Raw genomic sequence first — 16,065 nt, 5'->3', positions numbered from 1 at the left:
GCTGTCTTCAACCTGACGCAATCAAACCGGCACTCAAGAACATCCCAACCCCAAACACCGTATGGGTCACCAGACTCTTCAGGCAGTTACGCCCAGGCGTCGGCGTCCGCGAGGCAAAGAACCCCGCCCCCATCACCGGCTGCATGAAACACAGCGGCGCCACCACCGTCGCCACCCCCCAAACCAGTGCAGGCCAAAGCGTCGGGGCACTCAGCCAGCCCTCCCCGACCATCCCCACCAGCATCACGGCAAACAGCACACCGATCACGTAGTGGATAACCCACCCCAAGGCCAGTTCGTTCGCAACCGGTTCGGCCTTGGCGATAGCGTCGTGGCGCACCCGTCCCTTCATCACATGGCCCGCCCAGCGCCCCACCATGGCGAAATTCAAGGTAGGGATACCCAAGCGCCGCAGCAACATCCCCCACAGGTCCATGATCACGGTGGCCCCAACCCCGATCAGCAAAGCGGCTTTTAGCATGGCAAGCGTCATCGATTCAGCCCTCTAAGATTGACGTTCAGCAACATGCCGCGCAGCATAGAAGTTGAAGTCAACTTCAAGTCAAGGCCCAGAATGGACATTGCCGATGTCGCCAAGCGCACAGGCGTACCCGCATCAACGCTGCGCTATTACGAAAAGAAAGGCTTGCTCAAGTCCCTCGCCGGCCGCGGCCAGCGGCGGCAGTTTGCTGCCGACGTGGCGGACCGGCTGGCACTGATTGCCCTAGGCCAGGCCGCAGGCTTTTCCCTGGATGAAGTGGGCGCGATGCTGGTGGACCTGCAGGTCGATCGGCAAATGCTGATAGCTAAAGCGGACGAAATCGATGCACGGGTCAAGCGCTTGCAAGCAATGAGCAAGGGGCTGCGGCATGCAGCGCAGTGCCCGGAGGACGATCACCTGGCCTGTCCGAAATTTCAGCGCTTGATGAAGCTTTCAGCCGCCGGGGTGTTGGGGGAAAAGCACCTACACCAGGGCGGGCCTGGAAAAACGCGAAGCCAGCCACCTCGCCGTACTTAGCCCTACAACCAAAAGCGCAACGCCTTCAATGCTCAACATCATTGCGCTGATGCCTAGCTGCGTGATCAATTGACTGGCTACGAAGGGGAACCCGAACACACCGATGAAATACGACAGGCTGAACAGCAGCAGTGCTTGCGCGGTAAGGCCCGCTGGCGCTTCATTGGCAGCCAGCCCGTTGATTACCGAGTAGTTCAAGCCATAACCCACGCCCAACAGCATGGCCATCGCCAGATAGCGTTCGGCGCTGTGCACCCATTGATCAAAGCCCACTACAGCAGTGGCCATGATCAAGGTTAAAACCCACGAAGTCGCCAGCGGCGGTTGCTTCGCAACCCAGCCGGCCAGCAAGAGCCTGCAGGCGATCGCAGCGCCCATGAAGCCAATGAAGAAGATCGAGTAATCAAGCCCGAGGCGGTCGGCATAGCTGGTCTGGAAACTGCCCATCGTGCCGAAAATCGCCCCACCCAGCCCTACCATCAAAATCGACAAGCCCGAACGCGAACGCATCACGTTGAGCGCGGACACCAAACCGATCTGCACCTTCTCAGCCGGTCGTTGCCCCAGCGAAGTCGAACCAAGCCAAGCAAAGTACAACCCCGCCAAACCTGCAGCACACGCCGCCACCCAAAAAGCGAGCTGGGTAGGCAGCGCCACGAAGGCCGCGAACTTACCCAGTAATGGCCCGGTACCTATGCCAGTCAACATGCTGCCGGAGAGCAATGCAAAACAGTGCGTGCGGCGTGATGGCTCGACCATTTGAGCAACCATGATCGGCCCTACCGTGTAGAAGAGCCCCCAACCAACCCCAAGCATCAAGCCACACGCCAACAACGCGCCGCCCAGGCCGGGCACCACGGCAAAACCCACTGACGCCACGACCAGGCAGAACGCCCCGACAGCGATAGCGCGAGCAGCGCCAACGCGCTGCAACAGATGCCCCGAGCCCACCACAGACAGCAGCGTACTGAGCATCGCGACTGCAAATACCCGCCCTGCATCGCTCGCAGTGCCGCCCAACGCCTGCACCAGCATAGAGAGCAGAAACGTCGTGCCATAGCTGATGGACAGTAGGAAGCAGGCGATGCAGAACACGGTAAAGTGCTGAAACCGTGGCGGGGGTACAGACGACTTCATGTAAGCAGTCCTTGCTGAAAGGTACTGCTTTCTATCACGGCACGGCACTGGCAAAGGCATGCATTTGCTGACGTTGAGATCGTCACTTCAGTACCTAAACGACCGCCACCCTTTGACGCCACTGATCGCGGCTCAACTCCCAGATCTCTTTGAGCACGGCGCCACAGACGAAATGCCCCGGCTCAGTCCCGACCAGGCGCATGCCTTCGTGCAGGGAAACACTGCGCGACCTGTCATTGCTCGCCGCCTTGGGCACCTGCATGACGCAACGCCCAAGCGTCTCGAACCAATAGTCGTTGATGACCACACAGGCTTCGCGGATGTAGCCGTTTTTTTGCCAGGCAGGGGTGAGCCAGAAGCCACGGTTGTTACCCGGCTGGTCATAGAGGCTGATGCTGCCGATGATCTGCGTTGGCGCGGTTTTCAGGCGGATCATCCAGTGCCATTCGCAGCCAGCGTTCATGGCAGGCAATGCGATATCTCGGACGTAGACGAGTGCGCCGTCTTCGGGATAGGGCCATGGCACGCGGCTGTCCAGGTAGCGGACAATGTCCCAGTGCGGGAACAGCTGCTGAATAGCGGGTGCGTCGCCAAGCTGCAGCGGCGTGAGTATCAGGCGCGAGGTTTCGAGGGTAGGAAGGCTGTCCATGGCGCAGCGTCCGTTCTGGAGGCGGTATGGCCTTCTGGCATTCTCACAGAGCAGAGGTAGAAACGTCGAGACGTCATGCGCTTTCGCACATTGACTAAGAGGTATTTTTGAACGAGACATCCTTGAGAGCTCAAGGATTTAAAGAATGGAGGCGGCCCCACCAGCCACACCCCGGCACTCGATGTTCCCGCTATGGCTGCTCCCTTCCGGGCCTGACCAGGTTAACGGGTAATCAATGCGGGGGGACCGATGGGGCCACCACTGACGCAACTCGCTAAGCAGCGAGCCGCGCCATTGTACCGGTCTGAGGCGAAGTTACAACCTCTTCGGGGAGAAAAAGTCATCATTTCTCAATGACTTGTTTAAAGGTGGGTCAGATTGCGATGCCCTGCTCCGCCAGGAAGGCGATGAACGCGTCTTCGTCCAGCACCTTCACACCCAGCTCACTGGCCTTGGCCAGCTTGGAGCCCGCGCCAGGGCCGGCGACCACGCAGTGGGTCTTGCCGGAAACGGAACCTGCCACCTTGGCGCCGAGGCTTTCCAGTTTGTCTTTGGCAATGTCGCGGCTCATGCGCTCCAGGGTGCCGGTCAACACCCAGGTCTGCCCGGCCAGAGGCAGGCCTTCGGCGACTTTCTTCTCGCTGTTCCAGTGCATGCCGAACGCCAGCAACTGGGCTTCGATATCCCGCGCCAGCTTCTGGTTCGCTTCGTCCTTGAAGAACTCGCGCACGGCCTCGGCCTGCTTGGCGGCCAGGGCCTGGCGCAGGTCGATACCGTCGGCGGCGATAATCTTTTCCAGGCTGTCGAGCTTGGCCACCAGCTTCTCAGCGCCGGTCGGGCCGACCGAGGCGATGTCGAGCTTGGCAATCATGCCGGCCAGGGTGGTGCTGGCGGCGAACTCGGCGGCCAAGTCGCCTTCGTCCTGCAACTGCATGCCGCAGGCGAGCAGTTGCTCGATGACTTTGCGGTTGTGCTCGTCTTCGAAGAAGTTGTGGATTTCATATGCCACTTCAAGCCCGATGTCCGGCAGGTAGGTCAGCACCTGTGGCAGCGCCTGCTGCACCCGCGCCAAGCTGCCCAGCGAGCGAGCCAGGACCTTGGCGGTTTCCTCACCCACATCCGGAATGCCCAGGGCGTAGATGAAGCGCGCCAGGCTCGGGCGCTTGCTGGCTTCGATGGCATCAAGCAGCTTCTTGCTGGAAACTTCGGCAAACCCTTCCAGCCCGACGATCTGGTCGAACTGAAGCTTGTACAGGTCTGCTGGCGAGCCGATCAGCCCTTCATCCACCAACTGCTCGACGCTCTTTTCGCCCAGGCCGTCGATATCCATCGCGCGGCGCGAAACGTAGTGGATGATCGCCTGTTTGAGTTGGGCGCCACAGGCCAGGCGACCGACGCACCGGTACACCGCGCCTTCACTGGTGGTTTCCTTGCCTTTGCTGCGTTTGACCAGCTGCGTGCGCTCGACCTGCGAGCCACACACCGGGCATGCGCTCGGCACTTCAACCGGGCGGGCATCTTCGGGGCGGCGCTCGAGCACCACTTGCATGACTTGCGGGATCACGTCGCCGGCACGGCGGATGATCACTGTGTCGCCAATGCGCAGGCCCAAGCGGGCGATTTCGTCCATGTTGTGCAGGGTGGCGTTGGACACGGTCACGCCGGCCACTTTGACAGGCTTCAGGCGTGCCACAGGCGTCACCGCCCCGGTGCGCCCCACTTGGAATTCCACATCCAGCACCTCGGTCAGCTCTTCCATGGCCGGGAACTTGTGGGCAATCGCCCAGCGCGGCTCGCGCGCGCGAAAGCCCAGCTCGCGCTGGGACGCCAGGCTGTTGACCTTGAACACCACGCCGTCGATCTCGTACGGCAGGCTGTTACGGCGCTCGCCGATGTCGCGGTAATACGCCAGGCACTCTTCGATGCCGGCGGCATGCCGTAGCTCACGGCTGATCGGCAGGCCCCAGGCCTTGAGCTGTTCGAGGATGCCTATGTGGCTGTCGCCGATGCTTGCGGACACCTGCCCTACGCCATAGCAGCAGAACTCCAGCGGGCGGCTGGCGGTGATTTTCGAATCCAGTTGGCGCAGGCTGCCGGCGGCGGCGTTGCGCGGGTTGGCGAAGGTTTTGCCACCCGCTTCTGCCTGGGCGGCATTGAGCCGATCAAAACCGGCCTTGCTCATGTACACCTCGCCACGCACCTCCAGCACCGCAGGCCAACCTTCGCCCTGCAGCTTGAGCGGGATGTTGCGCACGGTGCGTACGTTGGCACTGATGTCTTCGCCGGTGGTGCCATCGCCACGGGTGGCGCCTTGCACCAATTGGCCGTCGCGGTACAGCAGGCTTACCGCCAGGCCATCGAGTTTGGGTTCGCAGCTGTAATCGACCGCACCCGGCTGATCGAGGCCATCGACCACACGGCGGCCGAATTCACGCAGGTCGGCTTCTTCGAAGGCGTTACCCAGGCTGAGCATGGGCACTTCGTGGCGCACCTGGCTGAATGCAGCCAGGGCCTGGCCGCCGACGCGCTGGGTTGGCGAGTCAGGCGTTACCAAGTGCGGGTGTTCGGCTTCCAGCGCCTTGAGCTCGTTGAACAGGCGGTCGTATTCAGCATCGGGCACGCTGGGCTCATCGAGCACGTAGTAGCGGTAGTTATGCTGGTCGAGCTCGGCGCGCAGGGCGTGGATTCGGGATTCGGCGGTCATTCGTTTGTCTTCTCTTGCAAAGCAAAAGAGCAGCCTGAGGGACGTTGCCTGGGGCCCTGGATCCTTTATCCCTGGTCTGGCCCCTTCGCGGGTAAACCCGCTCCCACAGGTACGCCACTGGGTTCAAAAACAGTGGGGTACCTGTGGGAGCGGGTTTACCCGCGAAGGGGCCAGATCAGACAACCTAGGAGCCCGAACCGGCCAGCACGCCCCGCAGGCTGCTCTTTCGTCTGGATCTATCAGCGTTTCTGGGTCAGCGCGCGGCGCTCGAACTCGACGATGCGCTGGCGGTAGTGCTCGATGGTCTGGGCGGTCAGCACGCTGCGCTGGTCGTCCTTGAGTTCGCCATTGAGCTCATGGGCCAATTTGCGCGCCGCCGCGACCATCACGTCGAAGGCCTGCTTAGGGTGACGCGGGCCTGGCAGCCCCAGGAAGAAGCTCACCGCACGGGTGCTGAAGTGGTCGATGTCGTCCAGGTCAAAAATACCGGGCTTCACGGCGTTGGCCATGGAGAACAGCACTTCGCCGTGGCCGGCCATGCTCTCGTGGCGGTGGAAGATGTCCATCTCGCCAAAACGCAGGCCGCTCTCGAGAATGTTCTGCAGCAGTGCCGGGCCTTTGAAACCACCCTCGTCGCGGGAGATGACGCTGATCACCAGCACCTCTTCAGCGGGAGGCAGTTCCTTGACCGTGTTGTTGCTGGACGACGCACCGCTGTTGCGGTTGTTGTCGGCGGCAAAATCATCATCGGCATCGGCGAACAGATCAGGCTCGCGCGCCTCTGCGACCAGGTTCAGGTCACCTTGCGGCACTTCTGCGGCGCGCTTGCCACGCTTGCTGGCCTTGACTGGCTTGGGCTCGCGTTCGCGATCGCGCGACGACGCACTGAGCGAGGGCAGGTCGCTCTCGTCCAGTTCTGGTTCCTTGTGGTTATCCAATACCCGCGATGGGCCGAGCACTTCGGCGCCGCCCTCTTCGTCGGGGACATTGGAATAACTGCGGTCCAGACGGAATTTCAACTTGCCTTTCCCGCCGCGCATGCGGCGCCAGCCGTCGAAAAGAATACCGGCAATGACAATGATGCCGATGAGGATCAGCCACTCGCGCAGACCGATTTCCATGTAATCCCGTGCCTCTATAAAAATATGCTTGAAAACAAAGGGTTCAAAGCCCTTTAACACGTGGCGCCAACTCTATGTTCTGACAGGCGTTTTACCCACGCAAAAAACGAGTGACATTAAGCTAGCACGACCAAAGACAACTTTACACCGTCTGTCGCACATGGCGGGGCCATTTCGCTACAGAATGTGCCCTATCTTCGCGCATCAGGCGTCGACCATGGCCATCGCCTCCTCCACATCCACTGCAACGAGGCGTGAGCAGCCCGGCTCATGCATCGTCACCCCCATCAATTGATCCGCCATCTCCATGGCAATCTTGTTATGGGTGATGTAGATGAACTGCACGCTTTCACTCATTTCCTTCACCAGCCGGGCATAACGCCCGACGTTGGCATCGTCCAGCGGCGCATCGACTTCGTCGAGCATGCAGAACGGTGCGGGGTTCAACTTGAAAATGGCGAACACCAGCGCCAGGGCGGTCAGTGCCTTCTCGCCACCGGACAGCAGATGGATGGTGCTGTTCTTCTTGCCCGGGGGTCGCGCCATGATCGTTACCCCTGTATCGAGTAGATCTTCGCCCGTCAGTTCCAGATAAGCGCTGCCACCACCGAAAACTTTTGGAAAAAGCGCCTGTAATCCGGCATTTATCTGATCAAAGGTATCTTTGAAGCGGTTGCGCGTTTCCTTGTCGATCTTGCGGATGACGTTTTCCAGCGTCTCCAAGGCCTCGACCAGGTCGGCGTTCTGGGCGTCCAGGTAGCGCTTGCGCTCGGACTGCTGCTCGTACTCTTCGATGGCCGCCAGGTTGATCGCGCCCAGGCGCTGGATACGCGCCTCGGTCTGCTCTAGCGCCTGTTCGGTGCTCTGTTCGGTGGCGTCGGCTTCAAGGGTGGCAAGCACGCCTTGCAGGTCGTAGCCGTCGGCCAGCAGTTGTTCCTGCAGGGTCTTGCGCCGCACATCCAGGCCCTGGCATTCCAGGCGTAGCTGCTCCAGCTGGCCACGCAGCAGTTGGGCTTGCTGCTCGGCTTGGGTGCGGCGTTTTTCCGCGTCGCGCAGGGCGCGGTCGGCTTCGTCCATGTGCAGGCGCGCCTGGCGCATCTCTTCGTCGACGCTCATGCGCCGCTCCAGCAGCTCTTCGAGCTTGAGGCGCAGCTCTTCGAGGGGCGCTGCGCCCTCCTCCAGGTTCAGGCTCAGTTGCTCCTGGCGTTCGGTCAGGCGTGCTGCCTGCTGTTCCAGGCGCTCCAGGGCCTGATGGGTGGAGTCGTGCTGGGCACGCAGCGAGCCTAGGCGCACGGCCAACTGGTGGGCATGGTCCTTGTGCTGGCGGGCCTCCTGACGGATGCGGTCAAGGCCTTCGCGCAGGGTATCGCGGCGAGCCATCAACTGTTCGCGCTGCTCGGTGTCCTGGGCCATCAGGTCCAGGGCTTCTTGCAGCACCAGCCGCGCCTCGCCCAGTTGCTCGTGCTCCAGGGCACGCTGCTCTTGCAGCTCGGTCAGCTCTTCGTGCAGACGGCGGCGACGCAATTCGACTTGCTCGGCACGGGCCCGGCTTGCCGACAGGCTGGCCTTGAGCTCGCCGTGCTGGCGGCTTTCTTCCTGGGTGCGGCGGCGCAGTTGCTCGCGCTGTTCTTCCAGGCCCAATTGCTGCTCGCGCAAATCCTGCAGCTGTTGCTCAAGGTGCTCCAGGGCGGCTTCCTGCTCCAGCTGTTGCTGGCTCAGGCGCTCGATCTCCTGGCCACGGGCCAACACCCCGCCTTCGGCCTCGCCGCCTCGGCTGACCCGCAAAAAATGCCGGCCAACCCAATAACCATCGCGGCTAACCAGGCTTTGCCCTTCAGCCAGGGTCGCACGCAGTGCCAGCGCCTGGGCCAGGTCATCGACCGGCTTGACCTGCCCCAGCCAGGGGGTCAGGTCGGTACGCCCTTCGACTTTATCCAGCAGGCTGCCCGCCAGCCGCGCACCCTCGCCACTTGCCAGCAGCAAGCGCAACTCGCCTTGCTCCAGGTCGGCAAAAGCCAGGTTGTTGAAATCATCAACAAGCACGGCCTGTAGATCGGCGCCAAGCACCGTCTCCACGGCCAGCTCCCAGCCCGGCTCGACCCGCAGCCCTTCCGCCAGGCGCGGGCGCTGTGCCAGGCCCTGCTCGCGCAACCAGTCTGCGGCACCCACGCCCGGCTCCAGCGCGGCCTGCTGCAAGGCCTCCAGCGATGCCAACCGCCCGCCCAGGCGCTGCAGGTCACCCTGCGCCTGTTGTTGCGCCTGGGTGGCCTGCTGCAATTGCTCGCGCGTGCCTTCGAGTTGCTCGACCACTTGCTCTTCGGACAGCTGCAACGTTTCGAGCAGCATCTCGCTGCTGGCCAACTGCTCGGACAACTCGACCAGGGCCGCGTCCTGCGGCTCGGCACCTAACAGGTCGCGTTCTTCACCCAGCTTGCGCTGGCGCTCCGACAAGCGTTCCAGGCTGGCTTCAAGCTGCTGCAGGCGGGACTGTTGCACCTCTGCCTGACGGCGGGGCTCGGCGGACCGGGTGTTGAAGGTGTCCCATTGCTCTTGCCAGCCGTGCATGCCCAGCTCGGCTTCTTCGAGGGTGGCAGCGGCTTCTTCGGCGGCCGCCAGGGTCATTTCCTGTTCCGGCTCGAGCATGGCCAGTTCTTCGCCGAGGGTGGCCAACAAAGTGCGGTCATGGCCCAGGTGGGACTCGGTCTCCAAGCGCGTGCGCTCAGCTTCCTTGAAGTCGTCCTGCAACTGGCGAAGGCGCTGCTGGCCGTGCTGGATGCTCTGTTCGACCCGGGCAATATCGCCCGCTACTGAATAGAAGCGGCCCTGCACCTGGTTGAAGCGCTCGGACAATTCGTGGTGGCCATCGCGCAGGCGCTCGATACTCGCGTCGGCGTTGCGCTGCTCGGCCACCAAGGCCTCGTGGGACACGTCCTGATCACCGATCACCGCCTCGCGCTGGCGTACGCGTTCGTCCAGGTCGCGCCAGCGCAGGGCCGACAAGCGGGCTTTCAGCTGGCGTTCCTGGGCCTTGTACTCACGGTACTTTTCGGCTGCCTGGGCCTGACGGTGCAAGCGTTCGAGCTGGCGTTCGAGCTCGTCACGCAAGTCGGTCAGGCGCGCCAGGTTTTCCTGGGTGCGGCGGATGCGGTTCTCGGTCTCGCGGCGGCGCTCCTTGTACTTGGAGATGCCCGCCGCTTCTTCGATGAAGTTGCGCAGCTCTTCGGGCTTGGCTTCGATCAGTTTGGAGATCATGCCCTGCTCGATGATCGAGTAGCTGCGCGGCCCAAGGCCGGTGCCAAGGAAAATATCGGTGATGTCCCGGCGACGGCATTTTGCGCCGTTGAGGTAATAGCTGTTCTGCGCGTCGCGGGTTACCTTGCGGCGGATGGAGATTTCAGCGTAAGCCGCGTACTCCCCGACCAAGGTGTTGTCGCTGTTGTCGAACACCAGCTCGATACTGGCCTGGCTGACCGGTTTGCGGCTGGTAGAGCCGTTGAAGATGACGTCGGTCATCGACTCGCCACGCAGGTTCTTCGCAGAACTCTCGCCCATCACCCAGCGCACCGCGTCGATGATGTTGGATTTGCCGCAACCGTTGGGGCCTACCACGGCCGCCATGTTGCTGGGGAAGTTGACCGTGGTGGGGTCGACGAACGACTTGAACCCGGCCAGGCGAATGCACTTGAGGCGCATCGTCAGGCCCGGGCCAACGCCGCCAGCACCAGCTCACAGCTGCGCTGGCAATAGGCGGTGAGCACCTCGCGAATGCGCGGCAGGTCGCGGGCGACCACCGCCTCGAGCAGGCGCGCGAACAGCTCCAGGTAGTCGTCCGTGCTGGCCTGGCGTTGGTCCAGGGCCAGGTAGTAGGCGCGGCTCATGGCCGGCTGCAGGTTTTCGACGGTCTCCTGCAGGTACGGGTTGTCGGCGAACGGGTAGGCAGCCCGCATGACGGCGAAGCTTTCGGCGACGAAGGCCTTGATGTCTTGCCGGTCGCGGGCATGCTGCAAGCGCTGCTGGATCTCCAGAAACGGGCGCAAGTCGGCCTCCAGGCGCCATTTTTGTGCAACGGCGTTGCCCAGCAGGATGTAGAACTCACCCATCAAGTTGCACAGGCTGCGCACGCTGCGCTCGTCCAACTTGGTCACATGCGCACCGCGACGCGGCAAGATCGCTACCAAATGCCGACGTTCGAGGATCAACAGCGCTTCACGCACCGAGCCGCGGCTGACATTCAGCGCCTGGGTAACCTTCTGCTCCTGAATGCGCTCGCCCGGCGCCAGCTCGCCGCGAATAATGCGTTCGGCCAGGTAATCGGCAATCTGCTCGGAGAGGCTGTCCGGGGCCTTGAACGTCATGGTTTTCCTTCAAAATCATTGAACTGGGCACAAGGGGCGGATTGTAGCGTACTTGACCCGCACTCGCGCAGAGGGGCCTTGCGCTTTATTTGGCCTGCCAGGCAGCTGCCTGCACGGCGCGATCTATGCTTGTGATATGGGCAATGTGTTCGGCCGGGTGTAGACATACGCATTTTCCTGACCTTTGAGTCAGAAAAATATTGACCAGTTCGTCAGGTCTGCTTATTGTCCGCCCAACAACAATAAAACCATTGCGAGGCCACCCCCGTGATCCAGTTTCTCGTCAACCAGGAGCTGCGTAATGAGCACGCCCTGGACCCGAACATGACGGTGCTGCAATACCTGCGCGAGCACCTGGGCAAACCCGGCACCAAGGAAGGCTGCGCCAGCGGTGACTGCGGTGCGTGTACCGTGGTGGTCGGTGAATTGACCCAGGACGACCAAGGCCAGGATACCCTGCGCTACCGTAGCCTCAACTCGTGCCTGACGTTCGTTTCGTCACTGCACGGCAAGCAGTTGATCAGCGTCGAAGGCCTCAAGCACCAGGGTGAACTGCACAGCGTACAAAAAGCCATGGCCGACTGCCATGGCTCGCAATGCGGCTTCTGCACCCCAGGCTTTGTCATGTCGCTGTTCGCTCTGCAGAAAAACAGCCAAGGCGCCGACGTGCATCAGGCCCAGGAAGCCTTGGCCGGCAACCTGTGCCGCTGCACCGGCTACCGGCCGATCCTCGATGCCGCCGAGCAAAGCTGCCGCCAGCCTTGCCGCGATCAGTTCGACGCCCAGCAAGCCCAAACCATCAGCCGCCTCAAGGCCATTGCGCCAACCCAGACCGGCGAGCTCAACAGCGGCGACAAACGCTGCCTGGTGCCGCTGACCGTGGCCGACCTGGCCGACCTGTACAGCTCGCACCCCGAAGCACGTCTACTGGCCGGTGGTACTGACCTGGCGCTGGAAGTGACCCAGTTCCACAAGACCCTGCCGGTGATGATCTATGTCGGCCATGTGGCCGAGCTCAAGCGCATCGACAAAACCGCCAGCCACCTGGAAATCGGCGCAGCCACCCCGCTCACTGACTGCTACGCGGCGCTCAACGCCGAGTACCCTGATTTCGGCGACCTGCTGCACCGCTTCGCCTCGCTGCAGATCCGCAACCAGGGCACCCTGGGCGGCAATATCGGCAACGCGTCGCCGATTGGAGACTCGCCGCCCCTGCTGATCGCCCTGGATGCCCAGGTGGTGCTGCGTCAAGGCGAACGCCAGCGCACCCTGGCGCTGGAGGACTACTTCATCGACTACCGCATCACCGCGCGCCAGGACAGCGAGTTCATCGAGAAGATCATCGTGCCGCGCGCCAGTGAGGATTGGGCCTTCCGCGCCTATAAAGTGTCCAAGCGCCTGGATGACGACATCTCTGCCGTGTGCGCAGCGTTCAACCTGAGCATCGAGAACGGCGTGGTCAGCGGTGTGCGTATCGCCTTCGGTGGCATGGCCGCGATACCCAAACGCGCCCGCGCCTGCGAAGCAGCCCTGCGCGGCAAGCCATGGAACCAGGCCAGCATCGAGCGCGCCTGCCAGGCCCTGGCCGAAGACTTCTCCCCGCTCAGCGACTTCCGCGCCAGCAAGGAATACCGCCTGCTGACAGCACAGAACCTGCTGCGCAAGTACTTCATCGAACAGCAAACGCCGCACATCGAAACCCGGGTGACCGCTTATGTCTAACCATCACGTAGCCAAGAGCCAGGCCGAGATGGCCGAACTGTTCAGCCAGGACCTGACCACCGGGGTCGGCCGCAGCGTCAAGCACGACAGCGCCGACAAGCACGTGGCCGGCGAAGCGGTGTACATCGATGACCGCCTCGAATTCCCTAACCAGTTGCACGTCTATGCGCGCACTGCCGACCGTGCCCATGCGCGCATCCTGCGCATCGACACTACGCCGTGCTATGCCTTCGAAGGCGTGCGCATCGCCATCACCCACGAAGACATCCCGGGCCTGAAGGACATCGGCCCAGTCGTAGCCGGTGACCCGCTGCTGGCCATCGACAAGGTCGAGTTCTTTGGTCAACCGGTGCTCGCCGTGGCCGCCCGTGACCTGGAAACCGCCCGCCGCGCCGCCATGGCGGCCATCGTCGAGTACGAAGACCTGGAGCCGGTACTGGATGTGGTCGAAGCGTTGCGCAAGAAGCACTTCGTGCTCGACAGCCACACCCACCAACGCGGCGACTCGGCCGCGGCCTTGGCCAGTGCTCCGCATCGCCTGCAAGGCACCTTGCACATTGGCGGCCAGGAGCACTTCTACCTAGAGACGCAGATTTCTTCGGTGATGCCCACCGAGGACGGCGGCATGATCGTCTACTGCTCCACGCAAAACCCCACCGAGGTGCAGAAGCTGGTGGCCGAAGTGCTGGACGTGCCGATGAACAAGGTCGTCCTCGACATGCGCCGCATGGGTGGTGGTTTCGGCGGCAAGGAAACCCAGGCCGCCAGCCCGGCCTGCCTGTGCGCGGTCATTGCGCGCCTGACCGGCCAGCCGACCAAGATGCGCCTGCCGCGCGTCGAAGACATGACCATGACCGGCAAGCGTCACCCGTTTTATGTCGAGTACGACGTCGGCTTCGATGACAACGGCCGCCTGCACGGCATCAACTTCGACCTGGCCGGCAACTGCGGCTACTCGCCCGACCTGTCCGGCTCGATCGTCGACCGCGCCATGTTCCACTCCGACAACGCCTATTACCTGGGCGATGCCACCGTGCATGGCCACCGCTGCAAGACCAACACCGCCTCCAACACCGCCTACCGCGGCTTCGGCGGCCCACAAGGCATGGTCGCCATCGAACAGGTGATGGACCACATCGCCCGCCACCTGGGCCGTGACCCGCTGGCCGTGCGCAAAGCCAACTATTACGGCAAGACCGAGCGCAACGTCACCCACTACTACCAGACCGTCGAGCACAACATGCTCGACGAGATGACCGCCGACCTGGAAGCCAGCAGCGATTACGCCGAACGCCGTGAGTCGATCCGCCGGTTCAATGCCAACAGCCCGATCCTCAAGAAGGGCCTGGCGCTGACTCCGGTCAAATTCGGCATCTCGTTCACCGCCACCTTCCTCAACCAGGCGGGGGCGCTGATCCACATTTACACCGACGGCAGCATCCACCTGAACCACGGCGGCACCGAGATGGGCCAGGGCCTGAATACCAAAGTCGCCCAGGTGGTGGCGCAGATCTTCCAGGTCGATTTCGACCGTATCCAGATCACCGCCACCAACACCGACAAGGTGCCCAACACTTCGCCAACCGCGGCCTCCAGCGGCGCCGACCTGAACGGCAAGGCAGCGCAAAACGCCGCCGAGATTCTCAAGAAGCGCCTGACCGAATTCGCCGCGCGGCACTACCAGGTGACCGAAGAGGACGTCGAGTTCCGCAATGGCCATGTGCGCGTGCGCGACCAGATCGTCAGCTTCGAGCAACTGGTGCAGCAGGCGTACTTCGCCCAGGTGTCGCTGTCGAGCACCGGCTTCTACCGCACGCCGAAAATCTTCTACGACCGCAGCCAGGCCCGCGGCCGGCCGTTCTACTACTTCGCCTTTGGCGCGGCCTGCGTGGAAGTGATCGTCGACACCCTGACCGGCGAGTACAAGATGCTGCGCGCCGACATCCTGCATGACGTGGGCGACTCGCTAAACCCGGCCATCGACATCGGCCAGGTCGAAGGCGGCTTCATCCAGGGCATGGGGTGGCTGACCACCGAGGAACTGGTGTGGAATGCCAAGGGCAAACTGATGACCAACGGCCCGGCCAGCTACAAGATCCCGGCAGTAGCCGACATGCCGCTGGACATGCGCGTGAAGCTGGTGGAAAACCGCAAGAACCCGGAGGACACCGTGTTCCATTCCAAGGCCGTGGGCGAGCCGCCGTTCATGCTCGGCATCGCCGCCTGGTGTGCGATCAAGGACGCCGTGGCGAGCTTGGCCGACTACCGCGTGCAGCCGAACATCGACGCACCGGCGACCCCGGAGCGCGTGTTGTGGGGCTGTGAGCAGATGCGCAAGGAAGTGGCTCAGCAGCAATTTGCCGAACAAGAACTGGAAACCGTGACTCACTGACATCGCGTAACCCTTTGGGAGCGGGCTTGCCCCGCGAATACGAGGGTGTGGCCACTGCCGCATTCGCGGGGCAAGCCCGCTCCCACAAGGACAATGTCAGCCTTCAAGAGAGGTTGAATCATGCACCAATGGATCAACGCCCTCGCCGACCACCAGTCCCGTGGCGAACCCTGCGTACTGGTCACCATCATCGAGGAACGCGGCTCTACCCCGCGCAACGCCGGCTCGAAAATGGTCGTCAGTGCCACCGCGCTGTTCGACACCATCGGCGGCGGCCACCTGGAATACAAGGCCCTGCACATCGCCCGGCAGATGCTCGAAGCACAACGCACCACCCCGCACCTGGAGCGCTTCAGCCTCGGTGCCAGCCTCGGCCAGTGCTGCGGCGGCGTCACCGTGCTGCTGTTCGAACCGATGGCCGCGGTGCAGGCGCAGATCGCGGTGTTCGGTGCGGGCCATGTCGGCCGCGCTCTGGTACCCTTGCTCGCCGCGCTGCCCTGCCGGGTGCGCTGGATCGATTCGCGCGAACAGGAATTCCCCGAGCTCATCCCCCCTGGGGTGACCAAGGTGGTCAACGAGGAGCCGGTCGATGAAGTGGCCGAGCTGCCAGCCGGTTGCTATTGCATCGTCATGACCCATAACCACCAGCTCGACCTGGAACTGACCGCCGCCATTCTCAAGCGCAACGATTTCACCTGGTTCGGCCTGATCGGCTCGAAGACCAAACGGGCCAAGTTCGAGCACCGCCTGCGCGAGCGCGGCTACGACGCTGCCGTCATGGCCCGCATGCGCTGCCCGATGGGCATTGCCGAGGTCAAGGGCAAGCTGCCGATCGAGATCGCCGTGTCCATCGCCGCGGAAATCATTGCCACCTACAACGCCTGCTTCGGCCAGCATGACGCTGCCGCCAACGCCGGCCCCATTGCCCAGTTGCTGCCGCCCTCCCGGCGCAGCCAAGCCATTTGAC

Annotated in this window: 11 protein-coding genes and 1 other RNA gene; 4 read left to right on the top strand and 8 right to left on the bottom strand. The window is 62.7% G+C overall.

Going from position 1 to position 16,065, the window contains the following annotated elements; genetic code table 11:
* Positions 1-7 precede the first annotated feature (7 nt).
* The gene (locus tag QOS90_RS06105; RefSeq protein WP_371918113.1) at positions 8-481 is read right to left on the bottom strand and encodes a DUF2938 domain-containing protein; all 474 of its coding nucleotides are present in this window, start codon (positions 479-481) and stop codon (positions 8-10) included.
* 93 nt (positions 482-574) lie between these two features.
* Here QOS90_RS06105 and QOS90_RS06100 point away from each other — a divergent pair, with 93 nt between their 5' ends.
* Positions 575-1,018: a helix-turn-helix domain-containing protein gene (locus tag QOS90_RS06100; RefSeq protein WP_027592941.1), complete on the top strand. Its 444-nt coding sequence runs from the start codon at positions 575-577 to the stop codon at positions 1,016-1,018.
* Here the strand turns inward: QOS90_RS06100 and QOS90_RS06095 are convergent.
* From QOS90_RS06095 to QOS90_RS06065, 7 genes are all read right to left on the bottom strand, one after another.
* Positions 965-2,155 (bottom strand): MFS transporter, encoded by a 1,191-nt coding sequence (locus QOS90_RS06095; protein ID WP_085272536.1) that lies wholly within the window; start codon positions 2,153-2,155, stop codon positions 965-967. The two genes, QOS90_RS06100 and QOS90_RS06095, sit on opposite strands and share 54 nt — an antisense overlap.
* Before the next feature lie 94 nt (positions 2,156-2,249).
* Entirely contained in the window at positions 2,250-2,804 is a 555-nt protein-coding gene (locus QOS90_RS06090; protein ID WP_027592943.1) for a GNAT family N-acetyltransferase, read from the bottom strand.
* A 155-nt stretch (positions 2,805-2,959) separates the two neighbouring features.
* Positions 2,960-3,056, bottom strand: an RNA gene (gene ffs, locus QOS90_RS06085) — signal recognition particle sRNA small type.
* Between the two features lie 121 nt (positions 3,057-3,177).
* Complete coding sequence (gene ligA / locus QOS90_RS06080) at positions 3,178-5,508, bottom strand: NAD-dependent DNA ligase LigA (RefSeq protein ID WP_085272535.1); 2,331 nt, start codon at positions 5,506-5,508, stop codon at positions 3,178-3,180.
* 239 nt (positions 5,509-5,747) lie between these two features.
* Positions 5,748-6,629 carry a cell division protein ZipA gene (gene zipA / locus QOS90_RS06075; RefSeq protein ID WP_085272534.1) on the bottom strand — a complete coding sequence of 294 codons (882 nt, stop codon included), beginning with the start codon at positions 6,627-6,629 and terminating at the stop codon, positions 5,748-5,750.
* Positions 6,630-6,833: 204 nt separating this feature from the next.
* Complete coding sequence (smc, locus tag QOS90_RS06070; RefSeq protein ID WP_085272533.1) at positions 6,834-10,322, bottom strand: chromosome segregation protein SMC; 3,489 nt, start codon at positions 10,320-10,322, stop codon at positions 6,834-6,836.
* Between the two features lie 2 nt (positions 10,323-10,324).
* Positions 10,325-10,984, bottom strand: a complete 660-nt coding sequence (locus QOS90_RS06065) for a GntR family transcriptional regulator (protein WP_085272532.1) — start codon at positions 10,982-10,984, stop codon at positions 10,325-10,327.
* 267 nt (positions 10,985-11,251) lie between these two features.
* Between QOS90_RS06065 and xdhA the strand changes: the two genes are divergently transcribed.
* The 3 genes from xdhA (at position 11,252) to xdhC (ending at position 16,064) form a co-directional block, all read left to right on the top strand.
* Positions 11,252-12,706 carry a xanthine dehydrogenase small subunit gene (gene xdhA / locus QOS90_RS06060; RefSeq protein ID WP_085272531.1) on the top strand — a complete coding sequence of 485 codons (1,455 nt, stop codon included), beginning with the start codon at positions 11,252-11,254 and terminating at the stop codon, positions 12,704-12,706.
* Entirely contained in the window at positions 12,699-15,098 is a 2,400-nt protein-coding gene (gene xdhB / locus QOS90_RS06055; RefSeq protein ID WP_027592949.1) for a xanthine dehydrogenase molybdopterin binding subunit, read from the top strand. Before xdhA ends, xdhB begins: the two co-directional genes overlap by 8 nt.
* 120 nt (positions 15,099-15,218) lie before the next feature.
* Complete coding sequence (gene xdhC / locus QOS90_RS06050) at positions 15,219-16,064, top strand: xanthine dehydrogenase accessory protein XdhC (protein WP_085272530.1); 846 nt, start codon at positions 15,219-15,221, stop codon at positions 16,062-16,064.
* The last annotated feature ends 1 nt before the right edge of the window (position 16,065 follow it).

Origin of the sequence: Pseudomonas sp. LAIL14HWK12:I10 (genome assembly GCF_900184205.1) — a bacterium.
GTDB lineage: Bacteria > Pseudomonadota > Gammaproteobacteria > Pseudomonadales > Pseudomonadaceae > Aquipseudomonas > Aquipseudomonas kermanshahensis.
Note: the sequence above shows the minus strand (reverse complement) of the source record. Positions and strands in the feature narration are given on the sequence as shown.

What these genes read in the sequence shown, in the direction of transcription:
- smc (WP_085272533.1), bottom strand. Translation starts at nt 10,322, where the DNA reads ATGCGCCTCAAGTGCATTCGCCTGGCCGGGTTCAAGTCGTTCGTCGAC.
- QOS90_RS06095 (WP_085272536.1), bottom strand. Translation starts at nt 2,155, where the DNA reads ATGAAGTCGTCTGTACCCCCGCCACGGTTTCAGCACTTTACCGTGTTC.
- QOS90_RS06090 (WP_027592943.1), bottom strand. Translation starts at nt 2,804, where the DNA reads ATGGACAGCCTTCCTACCCTCGAAACCTCGCGCCTGATACTCACGCCG.
- QOS90_RS06105 (WP_371918113.1), bottom strand. Translation starts at nt 481, where the DNA reads ATGCTAAAAGCCGCTTTGCTGATCGGGGTTGGGGCCACCGTGATCATG.
- zipA (WP_085272534.1), bottom strand. Translation starts at nt 6,629, where the DNA reads ATGGAAATCGGTCTGCGCGAGTGGCTGATCCTCATCGGCATCATTGTC.
- xdhB (WP_027592949.1), top strand. Translation starts at nt 12,699, where the DNA reads ATGTCTAACCATCACGTAGCCAAGAGCCAGGCCGAGATGGCCGAACTG.
- ligA (WP_085272535.1), bottom strand. Translation starts at nt 5,508, where the DNA reads ATGACCGCCGAATCCCGAATCCACGCCCTGCGCGCCGAGCTCGACCAG.
- QOS90_RS06065 (WP_085272532.1), bottom strand. Translation starts at nt 10,984, where the DNA reads ATGACGTTCAAGGCCCCGGACAGCCTCTCCGAGCAGATTGCCGATTAC.
- xdhC (WP_085272530.1), top strand. Translation starts at nt 15,219, where the DNA reads ATGCACCAATGGATCAACGCCCTCGCCGACCACCAGTCCCGTGGCGAA.
- QOS90_RS06100 (WP_027592941.1), top strand. Translation starts at nt 575, where the DNA reads ATGGACATTGCCGATGTCGCCAAGCGCACAGGCGTACCCGCATCAACG.